Genomic DNA, 21,937 nt, shown 5'->3' with positions numbered 1-21,937 from the left:
TGGCGCGATCAATCGCGCCAGCCGGTATCGATCTTGTCGACGCGGCGCACCATCGCGGCGAAATCGGCGGCGCCCGGCTGGGCCGAGGCCTGCGCCTTGTGCAGGTCGCGCTGGTGGGTGGCGACGATCTCGGGCGCGACCTCCAGCGGGGTGCCCATGCTGAGCGTGGCGAGCTGGATCTCGCAGGCGCGCTGGAGCGCCCAGTGCTTCACGAACGCCTCGGGCAGGGTGCGGCCCATGACGAGGATGCCGTGGTTGCGCAGGAACATGACGCGCTTGGAGCCCAGATTGGCGACCAGCCGTTCGCCCTCCTCGGAGCGGACGGTGACGCCCTCGAAGTCGTGATACGCGATCTGCCCCGCGAAGTTGCAGGCGTAGAAGTTCAAGGGGCGCAGGCCGCCCTCGACCGAGCTGACCGCCATGCCCGCCGTGGTGTGGGTGTGCATGATGCAATGCGCGTCGGGCAGGTTCTTGTGGAACACCGCATGCTGGACGAACCCGGCCAGGTTGACGGGGTAGGGGCTGTCGTCGAGCTTGTTGCCGTCGATGTCGATCTTGACGAGGTTGGACGCGGTCACCTCGGAGAAATGCAGGCCGAACGGGTTGATGAGGAACGCGCCCTCTTCCTCCAGCTTCACCGTGATGTGGTTGTAGATCATCTCGGACCAGCCGAGCATGTCGAACACGCGGTAGCAGGCGGCGAGCTCCTGGCGGGCCTCCCACTCGGCGGTGGACATTTGCGGCTTGCGAAGTGCGGTGGCCATGGCGTGCTCTCCTGACGTGTTGCTTTTGACATCGCATTTCTCGATGCGCCGGGCAATCAATGGCCGAGCGCGGCGATCTCGTCGGCGTCGAAGCCCAGATCGGCGAGCACGGCGCGGTCCTCGCGCGCGCCGGCCATGCGCGGCGGCACGGTGACGCTGGCGGAGTAGCGCGGCGCGGGGGCGGGCTGGGGAACGCCGCCCGCCTCGACGAACGCGCCGCGCGCGACATTGTGCGGGTGGGCGCGCGCGTCGTCGAAACCGAGCACGGGGGCGAAGCAGACCTCGTGACCCTGGAACGCCGCCACCCATTCGTCGCGGGTGCGGGTCAGGAAGCGGGCGGTCAGATCCGTCTTGAGATCGTCCCAGACGCGCGGGTCCATCTGACGGTCCCACTTGGCCTCGTCGAGCGCCATGACGCGGCGGAACTCGGCATAGAATTGCGGCTCGATCGCGCCCAGCGACACGTAGCGACCATCGGCGCATTCATAGGTGTCGTAGAAATGCGCGCCGGTGTCGAGCAGGTTGCGCCCGCGCTCGTCGCTCCATTGGCCCATGGCGCGAAAGCCCCAGATCATGCCCGCGAGCACCGCAGACCCCTCGGTCATCGCCGCATCGACGACCTGACCCTGGCCGGTCTTCCGAGCATGAAGCAGTGCGGCGAGCATCCCGAAGGCCAGCATCATCCCGCCCCCGCCGAAATCGGCCGCCAGGTTGATCGGCGGCGTCGGCTTATCGCCCGCGCGACCGAGCGCGTGCAGCGTGCCCGAGAGCGCCAGATAATTGATGTCGTGACCCGGTTCCTGCGCCATCGGCCCGGTCTGACCCCAGCCGGTCATGCGACCATAGACGAGGCGCGGATTGTCGCGGAGCAGCGCCTCCGGGCCGAGGCCGAGGCGTTCGGTGACGCCCGGGCGGAATCCCTCGATCAGGCCGTCCGCCTCGGCCACGATGCGGCGGACCGCCGCGACGGCTTCGGGGCGCTTGAGGTCCAGCGCGACCGAGCGGCGCGAGCGGAGCAGCGGGTCCATGGCGTCGATCCTCAACCCGACCTTGCCCGGCCGGTCGATGCGGATCACCTCCGCTCCGTGATCGGCGAGCATCATGCCCGCGAAGGGGCCGGGGCCGATGCCGGCTAGCTCGACGATGCGGATGCCGGTGAGGGGGGCGGGAGTGGTCATGGCAATCCTTGCTCCCCTCCTTGGACAGGGAGGGGTCGGGGGTGGGTGGACGGGATGCGGTTCGGTGCGTGTTCGCGGGGGTTCTACCCGGCAGGCGTTGTACGTCCACCCACCACGACTTCCCCCTGTCCGGGGAGGGAAGTCACGGCCGGGACGGGGCCGCCTTTCCCAGCGCCAGCTCCGCGTCGCCGAAGCGGATCGGCGTGCGCAGGCCGGGCAGGGTGGTGCCATCCTCGCGCACGACCTCGATGCGCATGCCCCGGTGCGCGACCTGCGGGTCCTCCAGCGCCTGCGCCACCGTGTTGATCGGGCCCGCGGGAACGCCCACCGCTTCCAGCCGGGCGAGCAGATCGTCGCGCGCGAAAGGCGCGACGGCCGCGGCGATCTCGGCGAAAAGCGTCTCGCGATGTTGGAGGCGAAGCGCGTTGGTGACGTGGTGCGGGTCGTCGGGATCCATCCCGACGAGCGCCGCGAACCGGCGGTACTGCGCGTCGTTGCCGACCGCGAGGATGAACCAGCCATCGGCGCACGGAAACACCGCATAGGGGCAGACGTTCATATGCGCATTGCCGATACGGGGCGGCGTGACGCCGGTGAGCATGTAGTTCATCGCCTGGTTGGCGAGCACGCCCGTCATGGTGTCGAGCAGCGCCATGTCGATCTGCTGGCCGCGCCCCGTCCGCTCGCGCATGTGGAGCGCGGCCTGGATGCCGATCACCGCGTACAGTCCGGTGAAGATGTCCGCGAACGCCACGCCGGTCTTTTGCGGCGCCCCGTCGGGTTCGCCCGTCAGGTCCATGATCCCGCCCATGCCCTGGATGATGAAGTCGTAGCCGGGGCGGCTCGCATAAGGCCCGTCCTGGCCGAAGCCGGTGATCGAGCAATAGACGAGCCGGGGATTGAGCGCCGATAGCGAAGCGTAGTCGAGCCCATATCGGGCGAGCCCGCCGACCTTGAAATTCTCGATCAGCACGTCGGCGTCGCGCACGAGGTCGCGGACGAGCTGCCGCCCCTCCGGCGTGGCGAAATCGGCGACGACGACACGCTTGCCGCGGTTGCAGGCGTGGTAATAGCCGGCGGTGCGCCCCCCGTCCGGCTCGGGCACGAAGGGCGGACCCCACTCGCGCGTGTCGTCGCCGTCCGGCCCCTCCACCTTGACCACCTCCGCGCCCAGATCGGCCAGCACCTGCCCCGCCCAGGGGCCGGCGAGGATGCGCGCGAGCTCGACGACCTTGATGCCGTGGAGAGGATAGGGGCTGTCGGTCATGGGGGGCGTGTAGCAAGGGCGGGCGCTTGACCCTATAGACACAAACGTCTACTTTTTGGACGCGAACAGCGATCAGTTCCGCCGCTATCTGGCCAAGCAGGGCTGCACGTTCGAACCGGGCAGGGGTGGGCACCTGAACATCGCGCGTGGGGATCGCAAGAGCTTCATACGGGTCCGCCAAGCAGCTCGGCACCGGCCTGATGCGCAAGATCAAGAAGGATTTGGGGATCGCGTGATCCCGATCGGTTCGGAGGACAGGATGTACGACTACCCCGTGAAACTCACTCCCGACGACAATGATACCGTGCTCGTGACGTTCGTCGATCTGCCCGGCGCGACCTCTGGCGAGGACGAGCAGGACGCGCTTGATCACGCGGTCGACGGGCTGGAGACCATGCTCAACGCATATATGGCAGACCGGCAGGACATCCCCGCTCCATCACCCGCGAATGGCCGCCCGACCGTCGCGCCGACGCTGCTGGGGGCTTTGAAGCTCTCCGTCTATCAGGCGATGCGCGCGCGCGGCTGGCGCAAGGCGGACCTGGCGCGGTCAATGGGGCTCAACCCCCGCCAGATCGACCGGCTGCTCGACCTGCGGCACGCCTCGACGGTCGCGCAGCTCGATCAGGCGATGTGGGTGTGCGGGCAGCGGTTCGATGTCGCGGGGGTTGAGCGGCAAGCAGCTTAAACTACTAGTTCACTGTGCTAAATATGAGCACCCGCTTAAGCCAGCGTTATAAACTAGTTACGTCTTTCAGCCGGTCGTTCTGCACGATGATTCTATCAGAAGTATCGAGAGAACCATAACGCTCAACGAGAGCGGTAGGATCCCTTTCCGTGTTACCAAAGTCGACTTGGCCGCCGGACCTCAAGATAAAAGGCGAAACGTCGTTGCTGTTCGCACGTCCCTACCATCCGCCAGTTGGAACTCTCGCGACCCAGCGACGACGATCATCTATAAGCAAATCCACAATGAGATTGCTTGTGGCATCGTCAGCACAGCGGAAGAAAGCTCGATAGAACGCAGTCATTTTTCTTTCTAAATTTGTCGAATTGCCGAAAGCGACGGACTGCCGATCCAAGTAGCGTTTTTAGAACGCCGCCAGTCCCGTGATCGCCCGCCCCAGGATGAGCGCATGGACGTCATGCGCGCCTTCATAGGTGTTGACGGTCTCCAGGTTCATCAGGTGGCGCATCATGTGATATTCGCCCGAGATGCCGTTGCCGCCGTGCATGTCGCGGGCGGTGCGGGCGATGTCGAGGGCCTTGCCGACATTGTTGCGTTTGACGAGCGAGACCATCTCGGGGGCGAAGCGGCCTTCGTCCATCAGGCGGCCGACGCGGAGAGACGCCTGGAGGCCGAGCGCGATCTCGGTCTCCATGTCGGCGAGCTTCTTCTGATAGAGCTGGCGGCCCGCGAGCGGGGTGCCGAACTGCTTGCGGTCGAGGCCATATTGGCGCGCGGCGTGGAGGCAGAATTCGGCGGCGCCCATCGCCCCCCAGCTAATGCCGTAGCGCGCGCGGTTCAGACAGCCGAAGGGGCCTTTCAGCCCCTGCACGTCGGGCAGGAGCGCGTCCTCGCCGACCTCCACCTCGTCCATCATGATCATGCCGGTGATGGAGGCCCGAAGCGACAGCTTGCCCTCGATCTTCGGCGTCTCGAGGCCCTTCGCGCCGCGTTCAAGCACGAACCCCCTGATCTGGTCGTCATGGGCATCGGACTTGGCCCAGACGACGAACACATCGGCGATGGGCGAGTTCGAGATCCAGGTCTTGGCGCCCGACAGGCGATAGCCGTCGGCGGTTCTGGTCGCGCGCGTCGTCATCGATCCGGGGTCGGAGCCGGCATCGGGCTCGGTCAGGCCGAAACAGCCGATCCATTCGCCGCTGGCGAGCCTGGGCAGGTATTTGCGCCGCTGTTCCTCGGAGCCGAAAGTCATGATCGGGTACATAACGAGGCTCGACTGAACGCTCATCATCGAGCGATAGCCGCTGTCGATCGCCTCCACCTCGCGCGCGACCAGGCCATAGGCGACATAGCTCGCGCCGACGCCGCCATATTCCTCGGGAATGGTGGGGCCGAGCAGGCCGAGCGCGCCCATTTCGCGGAAGATCTCGGGATCGGTGCGCTCATGCGCGAAGGCGTCGACGATGCGGGGGAGGAGCTTGTCGCGGGCGTAACCGCGCCCGGTGTCGCGCACCATGCGCTCGTCCTCGGTCAGCTGATCGTCGAGGAGGAAGGGGTCTTCCCAGTCGAACCGGCCCATGCCCGCCATTTACGTCTCCTTTGTCGGGAAGCGGATGGGGATGGCAGGGACCGTTGTCCAGTCCTTCCATGCTCCCCTCCCTGGACACAGGGAGGGGTTGGGGGTGGGTCGACGGGATGCGGCCTGGATAAGCGAGAAGGCCGGTGCGCGGGCGAAGCTATTCACGTCCACCCACCCCCAACCCCTCCCTGTTCCAGGGAGGGGAGAGTTAAAGCGACGAGCGCACGTTGAGCAGTTCGGGGAAGAAGCGCTGTTCGACCACGCGGGCGAGATAGGGCACCCCCGCCGTGCCGCCGGTGCCACGTTTGAAGCCGATCACGCGCTCCACCGTCTTGAGATGGCCGAAGCGCCAGATCTGGAAATGATATTCGAGGTCGACGAGCTTTTCGGCGAGTTCGTACAGGTCCCACCAGCGATCGGTGTCGGCATAGATCGTCGTCCAGCACGCTTCCACCGCGGGCGCGGGATCGGCCATGTGCGACCAGTCGCGATCCGTGCGTCCGGCGGGGAGGGGCAGGCCGCGGCGGGCGAGGAGGCGGAGCGCCTCGTCGTAGAGGCTGGGGCGGGCGAGTTCTTCGCGCAACGGGCCCTGGAGTTCGGGCTCGGCGTCGAAGATCGCGACCATCCTGGCGTCGCGGGCACCCATGACGAATTCGAGCCGGCGATAGGCGTCCGACTGGAAGCCCGAGCTGCCGCCGAGCCCGCCGCGCATCCGCGCGTAATCGGCGGGCGTCATGGTGGCGAGCACCTCCCAGCTCTGGATGAGCTGCGCTTGGATGCGGCTGACGCGGGACATCATCTTGAGCGCGGGCTGGAGATCGTCGCTCGCGATGCGGACCCGCGCCTCGTCGAGTTCGTGGAGCATGAGCTTGATCCACAGCTCGCTCGCCTGGTGGACGGTGATGAACAGCAGCTCGTCATGCGCGCCGGTGCGCGGGGTCTGCAGGTCGAGCAGCTCGGGGAGGCGCAGGTACGAGCCATAGGTAAGAGGCTTGGTCATGGCCCCGGTTACGCGACTCGCCGATGGAGCGCGAGGGTGCTGTGCTTCTTGCGCGCGTCGGCTAGGATGACAGGGCCACGCCCAGGAGCCCCGCCATGACCGACATCCGCGACCGCGCCGTCCAGCTTTACGACGCCTACACCCACGAGCATCGCGACCGGCGGCGATTGCTGCGCGAAATAGCGGCGATGGCGGGATCGGTCGCGGCGGCGGAGGTGCTGATCGCGGGGATCGGCGCATCACCCGCCGCCGCGGCGGTGATCGCGCCGGACGACAAGCGGCTGCGGGCCGAGACGCGGACGATCGGCACGGGTGCCGCGTCGCTGACGGGCTATCTGGCGCAGCCCCGCCGGGGTCGCGCGCGGCGGCCCATGGTACTGGTGGTCCATGAGAATCGCGGGCTCAACGAGCATATCCGCGATGTCGCGCGGCGGGCCGCGCTGGCGGGCTTCACCGCCTTTGCGCCCGATTATCTGGCGGGGGCGGGCGGAACCCCCGCGGACCAGGACCAGGCGCGGACGTTGATCGGCCAGCTCGACCTGGGCGCTGCGATCGCGACGACGGTGGCGGTTATGAACGGGGCGCTGGCAGCGGCGGACGGGCCGCGGCGGATCGGCGCGGTCGGGTTCTGCTGGGGCGGGGCGTTCGTCAATCGGCTCGCGGTCGCCGCCGGGCCCGCGCTGGCGGCGGGGGTGCCTTATTACGGCTCCGCGCCGAACCCTTCGGAGGCGGCGAAGGTGCAGGCCGCCTTGCTGATCCAGTTGGCGGGCAAGGACGCGCGGGTGAACGCGACGGCGGTGCCCTGGGCCGAGGCGTTGAAGGCGGCGGGGAAGCGGGTGGAGGCGTTCACCTATCCGGGCGTCGACCACGCGTTCAACAACGACACCTCCGCCGAACGCTACGACAAGGCGGCGGCCGAGCTCGCCTGGGGACGGACGATCGCGTTCCTCAAGCGCGAGCTTGACGCGTGAGCCGACCCATATTCCTGCTACGTCCCTGACCGCATCGCGAGGACCGACCCATGGCCGCCGACCTGATTCTCTACACCAATCCCATGTCGCGCGGGCGCATCGCGCGCTGGATGCTGGAGGAGGTCGGGGCCGAGTACGACACGGTGTTGCTCGACTATGCGGGGGCGATGAAGGCGCCCGATTTCCTGGCCATCAACCCGATGGGCAAGGTGCCGGCCATCGTCCACCGGGGGCAGGCGGTGACGGAGACGGCGGCAATCTGCGCCTATCTGGCGGATGCCTTTCCCAATGCCGGGCTGGCGCCGCGCGAGGACGAGCGGGCGCTCTACTATCGCTGGCTGTTCTTCGCGGCAGGGCCGCTGGAGCACGCGATCACCAATCGCGCGCTCGGCGCCTCGACCGAGGGCAAGGAGCAGATGGCGGGCTATGGCAGCTACGACCGGGTCGTCGACGTGCTCGAACAGGCGGTGTCGGCGCATCCCTATATCGCGGGCGAGCGGTTCACGGCCGCGGACGTCTATGTCGGCAGCCACCTGATGTGGGGGCTGCAATTCGGGACGCTGCCCAAGCGCGAGGCGTTCGAGCGATACTGGGAGCGGCTGGCCGACCGCGACGCGCACAAGCGCGCGACGGCGCTGGACGACGCGGCGATGCCCGCCGGCTAGGGCACGCGGCGCGCGGGCAGGGCGCGCATCACCCTATCGCGCTCGGCGGGGGTCATGGTGCCCCAGCGGGCGATCTCGTCCAGGGTACGGGCGCAGCCTTCGCAGGTGTCGGTGACCTCGTCGATACGGCAGCGATCGACGCACGGGCTGTCCACCCGCGCGGGCATGATCCTGCTCAGACGGTGAAGGCGACGTGGAGGAAGTCGGGGACGGGGCCGTTCCAGCCCTCGTCGGCACCGCCCTGATCCTGATCGCGCGGGCGGTCCTGATTCCGGTCGCGGCCGCCGCGCTCGGGTCGGGCGGCGCGCGGCTGCTCGGCGGGAATGGAAGCCTCGTCGCGCTCGGGCGCTTCGACCGGGGAGGCCGCTTCGGCGCGGGGCCGGTATTCGGCGCGGGCGGGACGTTCGCGGCGGGGAGCAGGCGCTTCCTCGACCGGCGCGCGCGGCACGGCGGGCGTGGAAACGGCTTCGACGCGTTCGATCTTGTGACCGGTCAGCTTCTCGATCTCGGCGATGTTCTCGGCATCGGCTGGGGTGACCAGCGTATAGGCGGTGCCCGTCGCGCCCGCGCGGCCGGTGCGGCCGATGCGGTGGACGTAATCGTCGGGATGCCAGGGCGCGTCGAAATTGAAGACGTGGGAGACGCCCTTGATGTCGAGCCCGCGCGCCGCGACATCGGAGGCGACGAGGATGTTGACCGTGCCAGCCTTGAACAGGTCCAGCTCGGCGATGCGCTGCGCCTGTTCCATGTCGCCGTGGATCTCGCCCGACTTGAAGCCATGCTGCCGCAGCGACTTGTTGAGCTCGCGCACCGTGGTCTTGCGGTTGCAGAAGATGATCGCGTTGGTCACCTCCTCCCGGCGCAGCAACTCGCGCAGCCGCACGCGCTTGTCCACCGCCGAGGCGGAGACGGGCACGATCAACTGCTTGATGTTGACGTTGGCGCTGGCGGGGCGCGCGACCTCGATCATCTTGGGATTGGACAGGAAACGGTCGGCGAGCTTCTTGATCGGCGGCGGCATGGTCGCCGAGAAGAGCAGGGTCTGGCGCGCGGTCGGCAGCTTGGTGCAGATTTCCTCGATCGCGGGGATGAAGCCCATGTCGAGCATCCGGTCCGCCTCGTCGATCACGAGGAGCGAGCAGCCGGTCAAGAGGATGTTGCCGCGCCCGAACAGGTCCATGAGACGGCCCGGCGTCGCGATCAGCACGTCGACGCCCTTTTCCAGCGCCTTGATCTGGTCGCCCATCGACACGCCGCCGATGAGCAGCGCCATGGAAAGCTTGTGGTTGGCGCCGTATTTCTCGAAATTCTCGGCCACCTGCGCGGCGAGTTCGCGCGTCGGCTCCAGGATCAGCGAGCGCGGCATCCGCGCGCGGCTGCGGCCTTGGGCGAGGATGTCGATCATCGGCAGCACGAAGGACGCGGTCTTGCCCGTGCCCGTCTGGGCGATGCCGATGATGTCGCGCATCATCAGCACGCTGGGGATGGCCGAGGCCTGGATCGGCGTCGGATCGGTGTAACCGGCGTCGGTCACGGTCCGTAATAGTTCGTCGGAAAGGCCGAGATCGGCAAAGCTCATGCAAATATTACCGGATAAGACCCGGGCGCGCGAACATGCGGCAACCCTAAGCGCGCTTACGCGCTTGCGGAAAAGGGCGCTAAAGTCAAGATCACGTCCGGGGTTGGAGCTTGCGGAACCGCTTCACCGGGCATTTGGCGCCCGAGCGCGACCGTACCACGTCGCGGCCGGCGCACACCATCCCATCGGCCGCGGGCTTCAGATAGAAGCCGCGGTAGAAATCGAGCCCGGGGCAGTCGTCGTCGAACTCCGCGCGGACGCGCCTGCCGCCGCGCAGAACCAGGTCGATCCGGTCGCGCGCGGTGACGATCGCGCCACCCAGATCGGCGATGGGGACGCACTTCGGCCCCTTCTTTTCTTTCCACTCGATCGCTTTTGGCGGGGCTACCGGAGGAGGCGCCACGCTCGGCACGCGGACGATCACCCGCTGGCGCAGGATCAGCTGCGCGAGCACGACCCGGTCCTCGCCGACGACGAAGGTCGGGGCGGCGAGCGCGGGCGCGGAGAGCGCGAGCAGGGTGAGGGGAAGGGCGGCGTGCATCTGGATCCCATGCCTCTAAGGCCGGTCGTTGAATAGGTGATGAACTCGGGCCCCCATGCTATCCGCGCCGCCATGAATCCCGCCCGATCCGCTTTCCTGGGTGCGCTCGCGCCCCACCTGCCCGCCGGCGCGATCGTCACCGACGCCGACGCGATCGCGCCATGGCTGGTCGACTGGCGTCGTCGTTATCGGGGGCAGGCGACGGCGATGATCGAGCCGCGCGATACCGCGCAGGTCGTCGCCGTCGTGCGCGCGGCCGCCGCGCACCGGGTGCCGCTGGTGCCGCAGGGCGGGAATACCGGCATGGTCGGCGGCGCGACCCCGTCGGTGGAAGGTGACGCGGTGATCCTGTCGCTGCGTCGGCTGAACAGGATACGGTCGCTCGACCCCCAGGCGAACCTGGCGGTCGCCGAATCGGGAGTGATCCTCCAGACGCTCAACGACGCCGCGCTGGAGCGCGGGCGGCGCTTTCCGCTGACGCTGGGCGCGCGGGGTTCGGCGACGATCGGCGGGCTGGTGTCGACCAATGCCGGGGGCACGCAGGTGCTGCGCTTCGGGACGATGCGCGGGCTGGTCGCCGGGGTCGAAGCGGTGATGGCCGACGGCACGATCCACGATGGCTTGGCCGCGCTGCCCAAGGACAATCGCGGCTACAGTCTCGACCAGTTGCTGATCGGGGCGGAGGGGACGCTGGGCGTGGTGACGGCGGCGACGTTGCGGCTGGTGCCCGCCGTCGCGGCGCGCGGGGTGGCGTGGGTCGGCCTGTCCTCGCCGGACACCGCGCTTGCGCTGCTCCGCAATCTCCAGGTTCAGAGTGATGCGGTCGAGAGCTTCGAGATCCTCCCCGCCGAATCGCTGCGGGCGGTACTTGCGCATCTGCCCGGCGCGCGCGCCCCGCTCGGCGGGGAACATCCCTGGCATGTGCTGATCGAGGCGACCGCCCCCGACGACCGGGCGGAGCGGCCCGACGCGCTGCTCGAACGGCTGCTCGCCGACGCGCTCGCGCACGGGCTGGGCGACGACGCGACGATCGCCGCGAGCGAGGCGCAGGCGGACGCATTCTGGCGCATCCGCGACTCGATCTCGGAAGCGGAGCGCGCGCAGGGACCCGCGACCCAGCACGACATATCGGTGCCCGTCCCCGCGATGCCGCGCTTCATGATCGACGCGGCCGCGGCATGCGACGCGCGCTTTCCCGGCTGCCACGCCAGCGGATTCGGGCATCTGGGCGACGGCAACGTCCATTTCCACGTTCGCGCGCCCGCCGGGGCCGATCCGGCGCGCTGGTATGCCGAGGCGGCGCCGGCAGTGACGCGTTTCGTCCATGACCTGGTGACCGAAGCGGGCGGGTCGATATCGGCCGAGCACGGGATCGGGCAGATGAAGCGGGACGAACTCGCCCGGCTGCTTCCGCCGGCGCGTGCGGGTGCGATGCGCGCGATCAAGGCGGCGCTCGATCCGCTGGGCATCCTGAACCCCGGAAAACTGGTCCCGCTTGCGCCGGAGCCGGACGGCAAATAGAGCGGCGCGCGATCTGGCGGCCGCGGCCGCCATTCCTCCTGGAGTATCACGACATGGCCAGCGCGCCGCTTCCGCTCTTCTATAACGGGCTCGAGCCGCTTTCGAGCGAGGCCCATGCCGATTACCGCGTCCGGCAACAGGACAGCGCGCCCTTTCTGGTCGGCCAGCACGCGGTGCCCGTGACGGTCGACGAGTTCCCGCTGGTCCAGCGTCACATGCCCATCGTCTTCTCGAGCGGCGACGAAAGCGTGCCGATCGCGCTGATGGGGCTGAACGAGGGCGTCAACGTCTTCATCGACGATGAGGGCAAGCTGCGCGACACCAATTTCTACGTTCCGGCCTATGTCCGCCGCTATCCCTATATGCTCGCCCGCCTGCGCCCCGACGCGCAGGAGCTGTCCTTGTGCTTCGATCCGACCGCCGACTCGATCGGGCCGTTCGAGGAGGGCGAGCCGCTGTTCACCGACGGCCAGCCGAGCGAGGCGACCAAGGCGATCCTCCAATTCAACGAGACGTTCGAGCAGGCCGGCGCGCGCACGGCACAGTTCATGAAGGAGCTGAAGGAGGCGGAGCTGCTGATGGACGGCGAGGTGTCGATCCAGCCCGACGGCGCGGCCCAGCCCTTCATCTATCGCGGTTTTCAGATGGTCAACGAGGAGAAGCTGGCCGACCTGCGCGGCGACCAGCTCCGCAAGATGGGCAAGTCGGGCATGCTCCCGCTGCTCTACGCGCACCTGTTCTCGCTGTCGCTCATGCGCGAGATTTTCGGCCGGCAGATGCAGCTGGGCCAGGTGCCGCAGCCGACCCCGCAATTGCCGAATTGAGACGGGGGGCGCCGACACCCGATCCGTTAACTTTTTTGGGAACGCTTGGCGGGTCGGCGGGTTGTAACAGGCAACACGGTCCCTAGATCGTGTTGGTACGGCTCCGTGTCCCCCCTTTCGCGGACTCCGTACGACGCGCTTTGAGCGCGTCTCCTCCCTGAACCTTGGCCACCCTGCGCGTTCGATCGTGCGGGGTGGTTTTTTATCGGCGGTCGTTCATTCGGCGGCCAAGGCCAGCCCGCCGGTCAGTGCCTCGTCCTCCAACGCCGCGATCACCGCCTCGACCAGCGCCACCGTCGCGGCCAGCCCGGCGCCGGGGCGGTCGAGGCGCCGGTCGAGATAGAGCGCGCGGTCGAGCTCGAGTTGCAGCCCGTGAATGTGCCGCATCGGCGCGGCGTGACGATCGAGCACATGTCCGCCGGCATAAGGGGTGTTGAGCGCGACGCGCAGGCCCCGCGCGAGCGCGGCCGCTTCCGCCCGCGCGACGAAGCGCCCGCCCGCCGCGCGCCCGAACCGATCGCCCAGCACGAGCTGCGCCGCGCCGCTTCCCAGGGGCGGCATCGAATGCAGGTCGAGCAACACCGCCACGCCGAAACGCGCGCGCGCCGCGATCAGCGCGGCTCCCAGCGTCTGGTGATAGGGACGATGGGCCTCTTCGATCCGCGCGCGCACATCGGCGTCGGACAATTTGCGCCGCCAGATGTCGCCTGCGGACACGCGCCGGGGCACCAGGCCAAGCCCGCTCCTGAGCTTGGCCGAGCGGGTCGGCTGGCGGGTGGGATCGGCGCCCTCGTCGACCGTCGGATCGCGCTCGTCCTCGCTCCGGTTCAGATCGATCCAGGCGCGGGGCACGCGTTGCAGCAGCATCGTCCGATCGCCGCGCGCGCCGAGCGCGACCGCGTCGACGAAGCGATCCTCCAGCGCGATCAGCCCGGACGGGGCGGTGCGCAGCAGCGGCAGGATCGCGGGCGGATAGTCGCGGCCGGCATGGGGAACCGACACTACGACCGGGCTGGCCGGTGCCGCCGTGTCGCCCCAGATATCGAAGCTCGCCTCCATGGACCGGGACGGTACGGTGCAACCACGGGCCCGGCAACGGTCGGGGACGTTGCGCACGCTGGAATTGTTAACCGGTTCGGGGCTAGGCGAGAGTCCTGGGCAGGGCCATGCCGTGCGTGACGAGCTTGGGGCGGGATTGGGTGCGATGATGCGGATATTGTTGGCCGAGGACGACCAGGTCATGCGCGAATATCTGACGCGCGCGCTGGAGCGGTCGGGCTATTCGGTGGTCGCGGTCGATCGGGGCACGGCGGCGATCCCGCTGCTGGAGCGCGAGCGTTTCGACCTGCTGCTGACCGACATCGTCATGCCCGAGATGGACGGGATCGAGCTGGCGCAAAAGGCGGGGGAGATGTGCGCCGACCTGCGTGTCATGTTCATCACCGGCTTCGCGGCCGTCACGCTGAAGGCCGGCAGGGCGATGCCACAGGCCAAGGTGCTGTCCAAGCCGTTCCACCTGCGCGACCTGGTGATGGAGGTGGATCGTCTGTTCGAACGAGATCAAGCCGGGCTCAACTAGATCGCTTGCGCCGCGCGCAGCACCCGGCTAGAGGCCGCCGTCTTGGGCGTGTAGCTCAGTGGTAGAGCACTGTGTTGACATCGCAGGGGTCGCAAGTTCAATCCTTGCCACGCCCACCATAAACCCCGGAAGCCGGCAGCGGTTTCCGGGGTTTTTGCTGACCGGCCTCGATCCGCCCAGGGCGCTGAGGTACTGTACAGCGGGGATGCCGCGGCCTAGAGTCGCGAATTCGTGAATGGTTCCCGGAGACGGGATCAAAAGGGAAGCCGGTGGCTGGACAGGTCCAGTGATCCGGCGCTGCCCCCGCAACTGTAACCGGATAGCGGTCTCCTCATCGAGCCACTGGGCCTAGGCCTGGGAAGGCGGGGAGGCCGCGGCGACCCGGAAGCCAGGAGACCTGCCCCTCACGGTCGATCCATTCGCGCGGGCGGGGTGCACCGGGCGGTCGAGGGAGTTTTCCTCGTGCGAGCGACGTCCGATCGCTCGCGATGGTGCGGGCGATCCCGTGAGGGACGTGCCTGATGTTCAAACACCTGTTTCTTTCCACCGCCGCTGTTGCGACTCCGATCGCGGCGCAGAGCCTGGACCAGCCTTCACCTGGCAATCTCGTCGAAAGCGTTCCGCTGATCGCGTCCGAGGATGTCGTCGTAACCGGCGTGCGTGCCGAGCAGGATCGGCGCGAGACGGGCCAGGCGATCACGATCATCGGCCGCGACGAGATCGAGCGCCGCCAAACCGTCGCGGTCGCCGACCTGCTCGCCACCACGCCCGGCGTGACGGTGACGCGCAACGGATCGGTCGGCGGCTTCACGGGCGTGCGGCTGCGCGGGGCGGAGGCGGAGCAGACGCTGGTCGTGATCGACGGCGTGCGCGTCAACGATCCCTCGTCGCCCGGTGGCGGGTTCGACTTCGCGAACCTGCTGTCGTCGAGCATCGAGCGGATCGAGATATTGCGCGGCCCCAATTCGGTGCCCTGGGGCAGTCAGGCGATCGGCGGGGTCGTCAACATCATCACCGCAACCCCGCCCGCCGACGGCGTCACCGCGCGCGCCAGGGCCGAATATGGCCACCGCGACCAGGGCTTCGCCAGCGCGGGCGTGAGCGGGGCGCGGGGCGCCGTATCGGCATCGCTGACCGGCGGCTATCTGCGTACCGACGGCATATCGGCGGCCGCGAGCGGAACCGAGCGCGACGGTTATCGCCAATATGGGGCGAACGGCCGCTTGGGACTGGAGATCGCGGAGGGGATCGGGGTCGATCTGCGCGGCTATTACGCCGACAGCCGGACGGAGATCGACGGGAATGCGGACGAGTTCCCGTTCGCCCCGGTGGACGACGCGCAATTCTCGACCGCACGGGAGCTGTATGGATATGCCGGGCTGCGCGCGGACCTGGCCGGTGGACGTTTCCGCAACCGCGTCGCCTTCACGATCGCCGACATCGATCGCGACAATTTCCGCACCGGCGTCGAGGAGCCGCTGTTCCTGGGTCGCGGGCGGAGCGAGCGATACGAATATCAGGGCGACTTCCGGCCGGTCGAGCAGGTCCGGCTGATCGCGGGCGTCGAGCATGAGGACAGCCGTTTCCGCGCCCAGAGTTTCGGCGATTTCGCGAGCACCGACATCGCGAAGGTCGGCATCACCTCCGCTTATGGCCAGCTCGTCGCCAAGCCCGTTCAGCACCTGACCTTGACGAGTGGCGTCCGCCATGACGATCACGAGCAGTTCGGGTCGGAAACGACCTTCGGCGGCGACGCCGCGCTGGCGCTCGATACGGGCACGACGCTGCGGGTGAGCTACGGGGAAGGCTTCAAGGCGCCGACCCTGTTCCAGCTCTACGCCGCCTTCATCGGCGACGCTGACCTGACGCCCGAGCGCGCACGCAATTACGGCGCGGGGGTCGAGCAGTCGTTGCTGGACGGCCGCGCGCGGATCGGCGCGACCTATTTCCGCCGGCGGACGCGCGACCAGATCGATTTCGACCTGGGGACGTTCACCTATGCGAACATCGCCCGCACCCGCGCCGAGGGGATCGAGCTGGAGATCGCGCTGCGGCCGGTCGACGCGCTGACGGTCACCGCCGATTATTCGTTCATCGACGCGGAGAATCGGTCGGCGGGAGCCAATTTCGGCAACGACCTCGCCCGGCGTCCGCGCGAGACGCTGAGCGTCAACGCGGACTACCGCTTTCCGTTCGGGCTGGGGCTGGGTGGCACCGTCACCCAGGCCGGTGACAGCTTCGACGATATGGGCAACACCGTCCGCCTCGACGGGTTCGTCCTCGCCTCGGTGCGCGCGGAGCTGCCGGTCGGCGAGCGGTTCGCGCTTTACGGGCGGGTAGATAACCTGTTCGACGAGCGGTATCAGACGGTGGGCGGTTACGGGACGTTCGGGCGGGCGGCCTATGGCGGTGTGCGGGTTCGGCTCGACTGATGCGCTGGGCGGCGGCCCTGCTGCTGCTGGGCGCCTGCGCCCAGCCGCCCGTGCGCGGCGGCGGGATCGTGTCGGTCAACCCGTGCGCCGACGCGATGCTGGTGCGGCTGGTCGCGCCGGAGCGGATCGCCGCGATCAGCCATTATTCGCGCGACGCGGGCGCGACGTCGATCCCGCTCGCGGTCGCGCGGCGGTTTCGCGCGACTTCGGGCACGGCGGAGGAGGTGGTGGCGCTCCGCCCCGACCTGGTGCTCGCCTCCACCTTCACCCCGCCCGCCACCCGCGCCGCGTTCGCGCGGGCGGGGTTGCGCACGCTGTATTTCGACTCGCCGACGACGGTGGCGGCGAGCCGGGCGCAGGTGATCGAGGTGGCGGCCGCGGTCGGGGCGCCGGAGCGGGGGTGGGCGATCGTCGCGCGGATGGATGCGGCGCTGCTCGCCCATGCGCCGGGACCCGGCGAGGCCCGGCCTGCCGCGCTGCTGTTCATCGCGGGCGAGCTTGCCAGCGGGTCGGGCAATCTGCTCGACGAACTCCTGACCCGCGCGGGGTTCGCCAACGCCGCCGCGCTCTACGGCCTGCGCCATACCGGTACGCTGCCCGCCGAGCTGATCGTGACGCGCCCGCCGCGCGTGATCCTGACCCCCGAGCCGGACGGGCGGGTCGCGGGGATGCGGCGGCGGCTGCTGCCGCGAACGCCCATCGCGACCTTTCCGCGCGCCCTGGTCAATTGCGGCGGCCCGAGCATCGCCCCGGCGCTGCGACGGCTCGCCGACATCAGGGGGCGCGTCGCGTGACCCGCTCCGCGCGCCTGTTGCTCCTCGCCGCGCTGGCGGGGCTGCTGTTCGCGGCGTCGCTGGCCTGCGGGAAGGTCTGGGTGCCGTTCTCGGCCTGGGGGTCGGGCGATCCGCGCTGGTGGATCATCGTCGAGCTGCGCCTGCCGCGCGCGGTGCTGGCGACGATGCTGGGGGCGTCGCTAGGGCTGTCGGGGGCGGTGCTCCAGGGTTATCTGCGCAACCCGCTCGCCGATCCGGCGGTGGTCGGGGTCTCCGCCTCGGCCGCGCTCGGCGCGGTGGCGGCGATCGTGCTGGGCGCGGCGACCCCGCCCCTGATGTTCGCCGCCGCGATGGCGGGGGCGGCGGGGTCGATGGCGCTGCTGGCGGCGCTGACCTGGCGCTCGACGAGCGCGGTGACCTTCATCCTCGCGGGAACGGTGCTGGCGAGCCTGGCGGGGGCGCTGACCGCGTTCCTGATCTCGGTCGCGCCCGACCCGTACGCGGTGGCGGCGGTGATCGACTGGCTGATGGGCGCGCTGACCGACCGGGGGTGGGAGGAGGTGCGCCTCGCCGCCGCGCCGATGCTGGTCGGCTGCGCGCTGCTCGCGCTCACCGCCCCCGCGCTCGACGCGCTCGCGCTGGGGGAGCCCGCGGCGCGGACGCTGGGGGTCCGGCCGGGGCGGCTGCGCGCGCTGATCGTGGTCGGCGTCGGGCTGACGGTCGGGGCGGGGGTGGCGGTAACCGGGGTGGTCGGGTTCGTCGGACTGGTCGTGCCCCACCTGCTGCGCCCCGTCTTCGGTCATCGGCCGGCGGCGTTGCTGCTGCCCTCCGCGATCGGCGGCGCGGCGCTGCTGCTCGCCGCCGACAGCCTGGTGCGGCTGGCGCCCGGCGCGGGGGAGGTCCGGCTGGGCGTCGCCATGGCGCTGATCGGGGCGCCCTTCTTCCTCGTGCTGCTGGTGCGTGAGCGGGGGCGGGCATGGATCTGATCTTCGATCGGCTGTCGGTCAGCCTGGGCAGGCGACCGGTGCTCGACGCGGTGGACGCGCGGCTGCAACCGGGTCGGGTCACCGCGATCCTGGGTCCCAATGGCGCAGGCAAGTCGACCCTGCTCAAGGCGGCAGCCGCGCTGGTGCCCCTGGCGGCGGGCGCGGTGCGGATCGGAGATTGGCGAATCCCCGCGCTCGACCCGCGCAAGCGCGCTCAACTGATCGGCTATCTGCCGCAGGACGGCCCGGTGCACTGGAACATGGTCGCGCGCGATCTCGTCGCGCTCGGGCGGTTGTCGCATCGTTCGCCCTTCGCGGCGCCTTCGCCCGAGGACGAGGCGGCGGTGGCGCGCGCGCTGGCCGCGACCGACACGGCAGCCTTCGCCGACCGGCCCGTGGGCGCGCTGTCCGGCGGCGAACGCGCGCGCGTGCTGCTCGCCCGCGCCCTGGCCGGGGAGCCGCGCTGGCTGTTGGCGGACGAGCCGCTCGCCAGCCTGGACCCGGCGCACCAGGCCGACCTGCTCGACCGGCTGCGGTCGTTCGCGGGGGAGGGGAAAGGCGTCGCCATCGTCCTGCACGACCTGGTCCATGCGCAGCGCGCGGCCGACGACGTGCTGCTGCTGCACCGCGGCCGCGTCGTCGCCTTTGGTCCGCCCGCGGAGGTGGTCACCCCCGACATCGTTCGGGCGGTGTTCGGGGTGCGCGTCGTCGCGGCGCGCGACGGCGAGCGCGACTTCTGGGTTCCCGCCGGGCGCTGAGCCGGACTTGCCCCCATCTTCCCGCCCGCTAAACCGGGCCGGGGAGAGAATATGACCGTAGCAGCATCTGGGTCCGCCACGTCGAACGGCGAGCCGTCGACCGAGGGCGACCCGTCGCCCTCCGACATCAAGCTCGTCATCACCGCGTCGTCGCTGGGGACGGTGTTCGAATGGTATGACTTCTTCATCTACGGGACGCTCGCCGCCAGCGGCATCATCGGCCGTGCCTTTTTTCCCGGCGACAATGCGGTCGTCCAGACCCTGCTCGCCTGGGCGGGGTTCGCGGTGGGATTCGGCTTCCGGCCGCTCGGCGCCGTGCTGTTCGGCTATCTGGGCGACCGGCTCGGGCGCAAATACACTTTTCTCGTCACCATCACGCTGATGGGCGTGGCTACCGCCGGCGTCGGGCTGGTGCCGTCGGCGGCGTCGATCGGCTTCGCGGCGCCGGTGATCGTGATCCTGCTGCGCATCGCGCAGGGGCTGGCGCTAGGCGGCGAATATGGCGGCGCGGCGATCTATGTCGCCGAGCATTCGCCGCCGGGCAAGTCGGGCTTCTATACCAGCTTCATCCAGGCGGGCGTGGTCGGCGGGTTTATTCTGTCGCTCGTCGTCGTGCTGCTGACCAAGGGCCTGCTGACGCCCGAGGCGTGGCAGGGCTGGGGCTGGCGGTTGCCCTTCCTGTTCTCGGTGCTGCTGCTCGCCATCTCGCTGTGGATGCGGGTGAAGCTGTCCGAAAGCCCCGTCTTCGCGAAGATGCGCGCCAGCGGCGAGACCGAGCGCAACCCGATCAAGGCGAGCTTCACCTATCCCGGCAATCTGCGCCGCATGTTCGTGGCGCTGTTCGGCATCGCCGCCGGACTGACGGTGATCTGGTACACCGCAATGTTCACCGTCCTGTCCTTTCTTCAGACGACCATGCGCGTCGAGGAGACGGCGGCGCAGATCCTGGTCGGGGTGGGGGCGGCGTTCGGGCTGGGCTGGTTCATCCTGTTCGGGCGGCTGTCCGACCGCATCGGGCGCAAGAAGCCGATCGTCTGGGGCTATGCGCTGACCTTGGTGCTGCTGTTCCCGATCTTCTGGGTGATCGGGCAGGCGGCCAATCCGGGGCTCGCCCGTGCCGCCGCGCGCGCGCCGGTGATCGTGTCGGGACCGGCCTGCGCCTATAGCCCATTCGCGCGCGAACAGGCCGATGATTGCGGGCGCTTGCTCGATTATTTCTCGAAAAAGGGCATCGCCTATGAGAAGCGCCGCACGCCCGCGACCGTGGTGACGATCGGGGGCGAGTCGATCGCCGACCGCAGCCCCGCGGCGCTGGACGCGGCGCTGGCGCGGGCGGGGTACGACCTGACCCCGGTTACTCCCGGTCCCGGCCGGACCGTCGTGATCCTGCTGGCGATCCTGGCGCTCGGCGCGCTGTCGGGCATTACCTATGGCCCGGTCGCGGCCCTGCTGTCCGAGATGTTCCCGCCGGCCATCCGCTACAGTTCGCTGTCCATCCCCTATCATCTGGGCACGGGCTATTTCGGTGGTTTCCTGCCCTTCATCAGCCAATATATCGTGGCACGGACGGGCGATCCGTTCGCGGGGCTGTGGTATACGATGGCGGTGGTGGCGATGGCGCTGGCGGTGACGCTGTTCGGGCTTCGCGAGGACGAGGCTTCGCGCGCGGTGGCCCCGATGGTGGCGTGAGCGGGGGCTTTGCGGTAGCGGCGCGCGGGTGACCACCGCGCCGCTTCGCCTCCAGCTCGACACCCAGGCCCTCCAGCATAACTGGCGCGCGCTCGACCGCATGAGCGGGCGCGCGGCGTGCGGGGCCGCCGTCAAGGCGGACGGTTACGGCCTGGGCGCGGTCGCGGTCGCGACGCGGCTGGCGCAGGCGGGGTGCCGCGACTTCTTCGTATCCAACTGGCTGGAGGCGGAGCAGCTCGCCCCGCTCGGCCTGTCGGTGTCGGTGCTCCACGGGGTGCGCGCCGAGGACATGGCGGCGGCGCTGAGCGGGATCGCCCGCCCCGTGCTCAACACCCCCGCCCAGGTCGCGCGCTGGCGCCGGGCGGGGGGCGGGGCGTGCGACGTGATGGTCGACACCGGCATGAACCGGCTCGGCCTGTCGACCGCGGAGATCGGGGAAGGGCTGGTCGACGGGCTGGCGATCGACACGCTGATGAGCCACCTGGCCTGCGCCGACGAGGACGGCCCGATGAACGAGCGCCAGCGCGCCGCGTTCGCGGGGCTGAGCGGACGCACCAGCGCGCGGCGGATGAGCCTCGCCAATTCGGCGGGGATCGCGCTAGGGGACGGGTATCGGTTCGACCTGACCCGGCCCGGTCTCGCCCTTTATGGCGGGGTGCCGCGCGCTGACATGGCGCCCGAGCTGCGTCAGGTGGTCCGGCCCGAGGCGCAGGTGATCCAGCAGCGACTGGTGCGAGCGGGCGAGACGGTCGGGTATGACGCTACCTGGACGGCGCGGGTCGACACGGAGCTCGCGATCCTCAACATCGGCTATGCGGACGGGTATCTTCGGGCCTTTTCCGACCGGGGATGGGCGAACCTGGACGGGACGTCGTTACCCGTGATCGGTCGGGTATCGATGGACCTGCTGGTGATCGAAACCGGTGGCGTCCCGCACCTGCGGGAAGGCGATTGGGTGGCGATCACCCTCGATCTGCCGAGCGCAAGCGATGCGACCGGCTTGTCGCAATATGAACTGCTGACGAGCCTGGGCGGGCGATACGACAGTTGTTGGTCGCCATAGGATCGGCGTTGGACTCCCATCGTCCGGGCCCGAACGAAAAAAGGCCTCTCCCGAAGGAGAGGCCCCAATTCGAACACTGT

21 protein-coding genes, 1 tRNA gene and 1 riboswitch are annotated in these 21,937 nt (G+C 69.2%); of the genes, 13 read left to right on the top strand and 9 right to left on the bottom strand.

Annotation, left to right across the window (positions count from 1 at the left end):
* Positions 1 to 8 precede the first annotated feature (8 nt).
* From VF592_RS10405 to VF592_RS10395, 3 genes are all read right to left on the bottom strand, one after another.
* The gene (locus VF592_RS10405; protein ID WP_331005556.1) at positions 9 to 764 is read right to left on the bottom strand and encodes a class II aldolase/adducin family protein; all 756 of its coding nucleotides are present in this window, start codon (positions 762 to 764) and stop codon (positions 9 to 11) included.
* Positions 765 to 820: 56 nt separating this feature from the next.
* On the bottom strand, positions 821 to 1,942 hold the full coding sequence (locus VF592_RS10400; protein ID WP_331005555.1) for a CaiB/BaiF CoA-transferase family protein: 1,122 nt from the start codon (positions 1,940 to 1,942) through the stop codon (positions 821 to 823).
* 142 nt (positions 1,943 to 2,084) lie between these two features.
* Positions 2,085 to 3,209: a CaiB/BaiF CoA-transferase family protein gene (locus tag VF592_RS10395; protein ID WP_331005554.1), complete on the bottom strand. Its 1,125-nt coding sequence runs from the start codon at positions 3,207 to 3,209 to the stop codon at positions 2,085 to 2,087.
* 55 nt (positions 3,210 to 3,264) lie between these two features.
* Between VF592_RS10395 and VF592_RS10390 the strand changes: the two genes are divergently transcribed.
* Positions 3,265 to 3,897 carry a type II toxin-antitoxin system HicB family antitoxin gene (locus VF592_RS10390; RefSeq protein WP_331005553.1) on the top strand — a complete coding sequence of 211 codons (633 nt, stop codon included), beginning with the start codon at positions 3,265 to 3,267 and terminating at the stop codon, positions 3,895 to 3,897.
* A gap of 403 nt (positions 3,898 to 4,300) precedes the next feature.
* Here the strand turns inward: VF592_RS10390 and VF592_RS10385 are convergent, their stop codons facing one another.
* Both VF592_RS10385 and VF592_RS10380 read right to left on the bottom strand, forming a co-directional pair.
* The gene (locus VF592_RS10385) at positions 4,301 to 5,485 is read right to left on the bottom strand and encodes an acyl-CoA dehydrogenase (protein WP_331005552.1); all 1,185 of its coding nucleotides are present in this window, start codon (positions 5,483 to 5,485) and stop codon (positions 4,301 to 4,303) included.
* A 199-nt stretch (positions 5,486 to 5,684) separates the two neighbouring features.
* On the bottom strand, positions 5,685 to 6,476 hold the full coding sequence (locus VF592_RS10380) for a tryptophan 2,3-dioxygenase (RefSeq protein ID WP_331005551.1): 792 nt from the start codon (positions 6,474 to 6,476) through the stop codon (positions 5,685 to 5,687).
* Positions 6,477 to 6,571: 95 nt separating this feature from the next.
* Here VF592_RS10380 and VF592_RS10375 point away from each other — a divergent pair, with 95 nt between their 5' ends.
* A complete protein-coding gene (locus tag VF592_RS10375; protein WP_331005550.1) occupies positions 6,572 to 7,447 on the top strand; it encodes a dienelactone hydrolase family protein in 876 nt (291 codons plus the stop codon).
* Positions 7,448 to 7,497: 50 nt separating this feature from the next.
* Positions 7,498 to 8,112 carry a glutathione S-transferase family protein gene (locus tag VF592_RS10370; RefSeq protein WP_331005549.1) on the top strand — a complete coding sequence of 205 codons (615 nt, stop codon included), beginning with the start codon at positions 7,498 to 7,500 and terminating at the stop codon, positions 8,110 to 8,112.
* On the opposite strand, the gene VF592_RS10365 is transcribed toward VF592_RS10370, so the two are convergent.
* The 3 genes from VF592_RS10365 to VF592_RS10355 form a co-directional block, all read right to left on the bottom strand.
* Positions 8,109 to 8,279 carry a DUF1289 domain-containing protein gene (locus VF592_RS10365; protein ID WP_331005548.1) on the bottom strand — a complete coding sequence of 57 codons (171 nt, stop codon included), beginning with the start codon at positions 8,277 to 8,279 and terminating at the stop codon, positions 8,109 to 8,111. The genes VF592_RS10370 and VF592_RS10365 overlap by 4 nt on opposite strands.
* Positions 8,280 to 8,287: 8 nt before the next feature.
* Entirely contained in the window at positions 8,288 to 9,691 is a 1,404-nt protein-coding gene (locus VF592_RS10360; RefSeq protein WP_331005547.1) for a DEAD/DEAH box helicase, read from the bottom strand.
* A gap of 91 nt (positions 9,692 to 9,782) precedes the next feature.
* Positions 9,783 to 10,232, bottom strand: coding sequence for a hypothetical protein (locus VF592_RS10355; protein ID WP_331005546.1), 450 nt, complete (start codon positions 10,230 to 10,232; stop codon positions 9,783 to 9,785).
* Positions 10,233 to 10,304: 72 nt separating this feature from the next.
* On the opposite strand from VF592_RS10355, the gene VF592_RS10350 reads away from it, so the two are divergent.
* Both VF592_RS10350 and VF592_RS10345 read left to right on the top strand, forming a co-directional pair.
* A complete protein-coding gene (locus VF592_RS10350) occupies positions 10,305 to 11,753 on the top strand; it encodes an FAD-binding oxidoreductase (RefSeq protein ID WP_331005545.1) in 1,449 nt (482 codons plus the stop codon).
* A 53-nt stretch (positions 11,754 to 11,806) separates the two neighbouring features.
* A complete protein-coding gene (locus tag VF592_RS10345; protein ID WP_331005544.1) occupies positions 11,807 to 12,577 on the top strand; it encodes a SapC family protein in 771 nt (256 codons plus the stop codon).
* 216 nt (positions 12,578 to 12,793) lie between these two features.
* On the opposite strand, the gene VF592_RS10340 is transcribed toward VF592_RS10345, so the two are convergent.
* Entirely contained in the window at positions 12,794 to 13,636 is an 843-nt protein-coding gene (locus VF592_RS10340; protein WP_331005543.1) for an N-formylglutamate amidohydrolase, read from the bottom strand.
* Positions 13,637 to 13,781: 145 nt separating this feature from the next.
* Between VF592_RS10340 and cpdR the strand changes: the two genes are divergently transcribed.
* From cpdR to alr, 8 genes are all read left to right on the top strand, one after another.
* Positions 13,782 to 14,156, top strand: coding sequence for a cell cycle two-component system response regulator CpdR (cpdR, locus tag VF592_RS10335; protein WP_331005755.1), 375 nt, complete (start codon positions 13,782 to 13,784; stop codon positions 14,154 to 14,156).
* Between the two features lie 44 nt (positions 14,157 to 14,200).
* Positions 14,201 to 14,275 (top strand) — tRNA-Val (locus tag VF592_RS10330).
* A 100-nt stretch (positions 14,276 to 14,375) separates the two neighbouring features.
* A riboswitch (cobalamin riboswitch) is annotated at positions 14,376 to 14,575 on the top strand.
* Between the two features lie 102 nt (positions 14,576 to 14,677).
* Positions 14,678 to 16,588, top strand: coding sequence for a TonB-dependent receptor plug domain-containing protein (locus VF592_RS10325; protein ID WP_331005542.1), 1,911 nt, complete (start codon positions 14,678 to 14,680; stop codon positions 16,586 to 16,588).
* Positions 16,588 to 17,382, top strand: coding sequence for an ABC transporter substrate-binding protein (locus VF592_RS10320; RefSeq protein ID WP_331005541.1), 795 nt, complete (start codon positions 16,588 to 16,590; stop codon positions 17,380 to 17,382). The genes VF592_RS10325 and VF592_RS10320 overlap by 1 nt, the downstream gene beginning before the upstream one ends.
* Entirely contained in the window at positions 17,379 to 18,347 is a 969-nt protein-coding gene (locus tag VF592_RS10315) for an iron ABC transporter permease (protein WP_331005540.1), read from the top strand. Before VF592_RS10320 ends, VF592_RS10315 begins: the two co-directional genes overlap by 4 nt.
* Positions 18,338 to 19,105, top strand: coding sequence for an ABC transporter ATP-binding protein (locus VF592_RS10310; protein WP_331005539.1), 768 nt, complete (start codon positions 18,338 to 18,340; stop codon positions 19,103 to 19,105). The genes VF592_RS10315 and VF592_RS10310 overlap by 10 nt, the downstream gene beginning before the upstream one ends.
* A 51-nt stretch (positions 19,106 to 19,156) precedes the next feature.
* Positions 19,157 to 20,794: an MFS transporter gene (locus tag VF592_RS10305; RefSeq protein ID WP_331005538.1), complete on the top strand. Its 1,638-nt coding sequence runs from the start codon at positions 19,157 to 19,159 to the stop codon at positions 20,792 to 20,794.
* 28 nt (positions 20,795 to 20,822) lie between these two features.
* Positions 20,823 to 21,857, top strand: coding sequence for an alanine racemase (gene alr, locus VF592_RS10300; protein WP_331005537.1), 1,035 nt, complete (start codon positions 20,823 to 20,825; stop codon positions 21,855 to 21,857).
* Positions 21,858 to 21,937: the final 80 nt, after the last annotated feature.

It is taken from the genome of Sphingomonas sp. (assembly GCF_036388435.1).
Lineage (GTDB): Bacteria > Pseudomonadota > Alphaproteobacteria > Sphingomonadales > Sphingomonadaceae > Sphingomonas.
Note: the sequence above shows the minus strand (reverse complement) of the source record. Positions and strands in the feature narration are given on the sequence as shown.

Excerpts from the sequence above, each read along its gene's own strand:
- VF592_RS10405 (WP_331005556.1), bottom strand. The coding sequence starts at position 764 with ATGGCCACCGCACTTCGCAAGCCGCAAATGTCCACCGCCGAGTGGGAG.
- VF592_RS10400 (WP_331005555.1), bottom strand. The coding sequence starts at position 1,942 with ATGACCACTCCCGCCCCCCTCACCGGCATCCGCATCGTCGAGCTAGCC.
- VF592_RS10395 (WP_331005554.1), bottom strand. The coding sequence starts at position 3,209 with ATGACCGACAGCCCCTATCCTCTCCACGGCATCAAGGTCGTCGAGCTC.
- VF592_RS10385 (WP_331005552.1), bottom strand. The coding sequence starts at position 5,485 with ATGGCGGGCATGGGCCGGTTCGACTGGGAAGACCCCTTCCTCCTCGAC.
- VF592_RS10380 (WP_331005551.1), bottom strand. The coding sequence starts at position 6,476 with ATGACCAAGCCTCTTACCTATGGCTCGTACCTGCGCCTCCCCGAGCTG.
- VF592_RS10375 (WP_331005550.1), top strand. The coding sequence starts at position 6,572 with ATGACCGACATCCGCGACCGCGCCGTCCAGCTTTACGACGCCTACACC.
- VF592_RS10370 (WP_331005549.1), top strand. The coding sequence starts at position 7,498 with ATGGCCGCCGACCTGATTCTCTACACCAATCCCATGTCGCGCGGGCGC.
- VF592_RS10365 (WP_331005548.1), bottom strand. The coding sequence starts at position 8,279 with ATGCCCGCGCGGGTGGACAGCCCGTGCGTCGATCGCTGCCGTATCGAC.
- VF592_RS10360 (WP_331005547.1), bottom strand. The coding sequence starts at position 9,691 with ATGAGCTTTGCCGATCTCGGCCTTTCCGACGAACTATTACGGACCGTG.
- VF592_RS10355 (WP_331005546.1), bottom strand. The coding sequence starts at position 10,232 with ATGCACGCCGCCCTTCCCCTCACCCTGCTCGCGCTCTCCGCGCCCGCG.
- VF592_RS10350 (WP_331005545.1), top strand. The coding sequence starts at position 10,305 with ATGAATCCCGCCCGATCCGCTTTCCTGGGTGCGCTCGCGCCCCACCTG.
- VF592_RS10345 (WP_331005544.1), top strand. The coding sequence starts at position 11,807 with ATGGCCAGCGCGCCGCTTCCGCTCTTCTATAACGGGCTCGAGCCGCTT.
- VF592_RS10340 (WP_331005543.1), bottom strand. The coding sequence starts at position 13,636 with ATGGAGGCGAGCTTCGATATCTGGGGCGACACGGCGGCACCGGCCAGC.
- cpdR (WP_331005755.1), top strand. The coding sequence starts at position 13,782 with ATGATGCGGATATTGTTGGCCGAGGACGACCAGGTCATGCGCGAATAT.
- VF592_RS10325 (WP_331005542.1), top strand. The coding sequence starts at position 14,678 with ATGTTCAAACACCTGTTTCTTTCCACCGCCGCTGTTGCGACTCCGATC.
- VF592_RS10320 (WP_331005541.1), top strand. The coding sequence starts at position 16,588 with ATGCGCTGGGCGGCGGCCCTGCTGCTGCTGGGCGCCTGCGCCCAGCCG.
- VF592_RS10310 (WP_331005539.1), top strand. The coding sequence starts at position 18,338 with ATGGATCTGATCTTCGATCGGCTGTCGGTCAGCCTGGGCAGGCGACCG.
- VF592_RS10305 (WP_331005538.1), top strand. The coding sequence starts at position 19,157 with ATGACCGTAGCAGCATCTGGGTCCGCCACGTCGAACGGCGAGCCGTCG.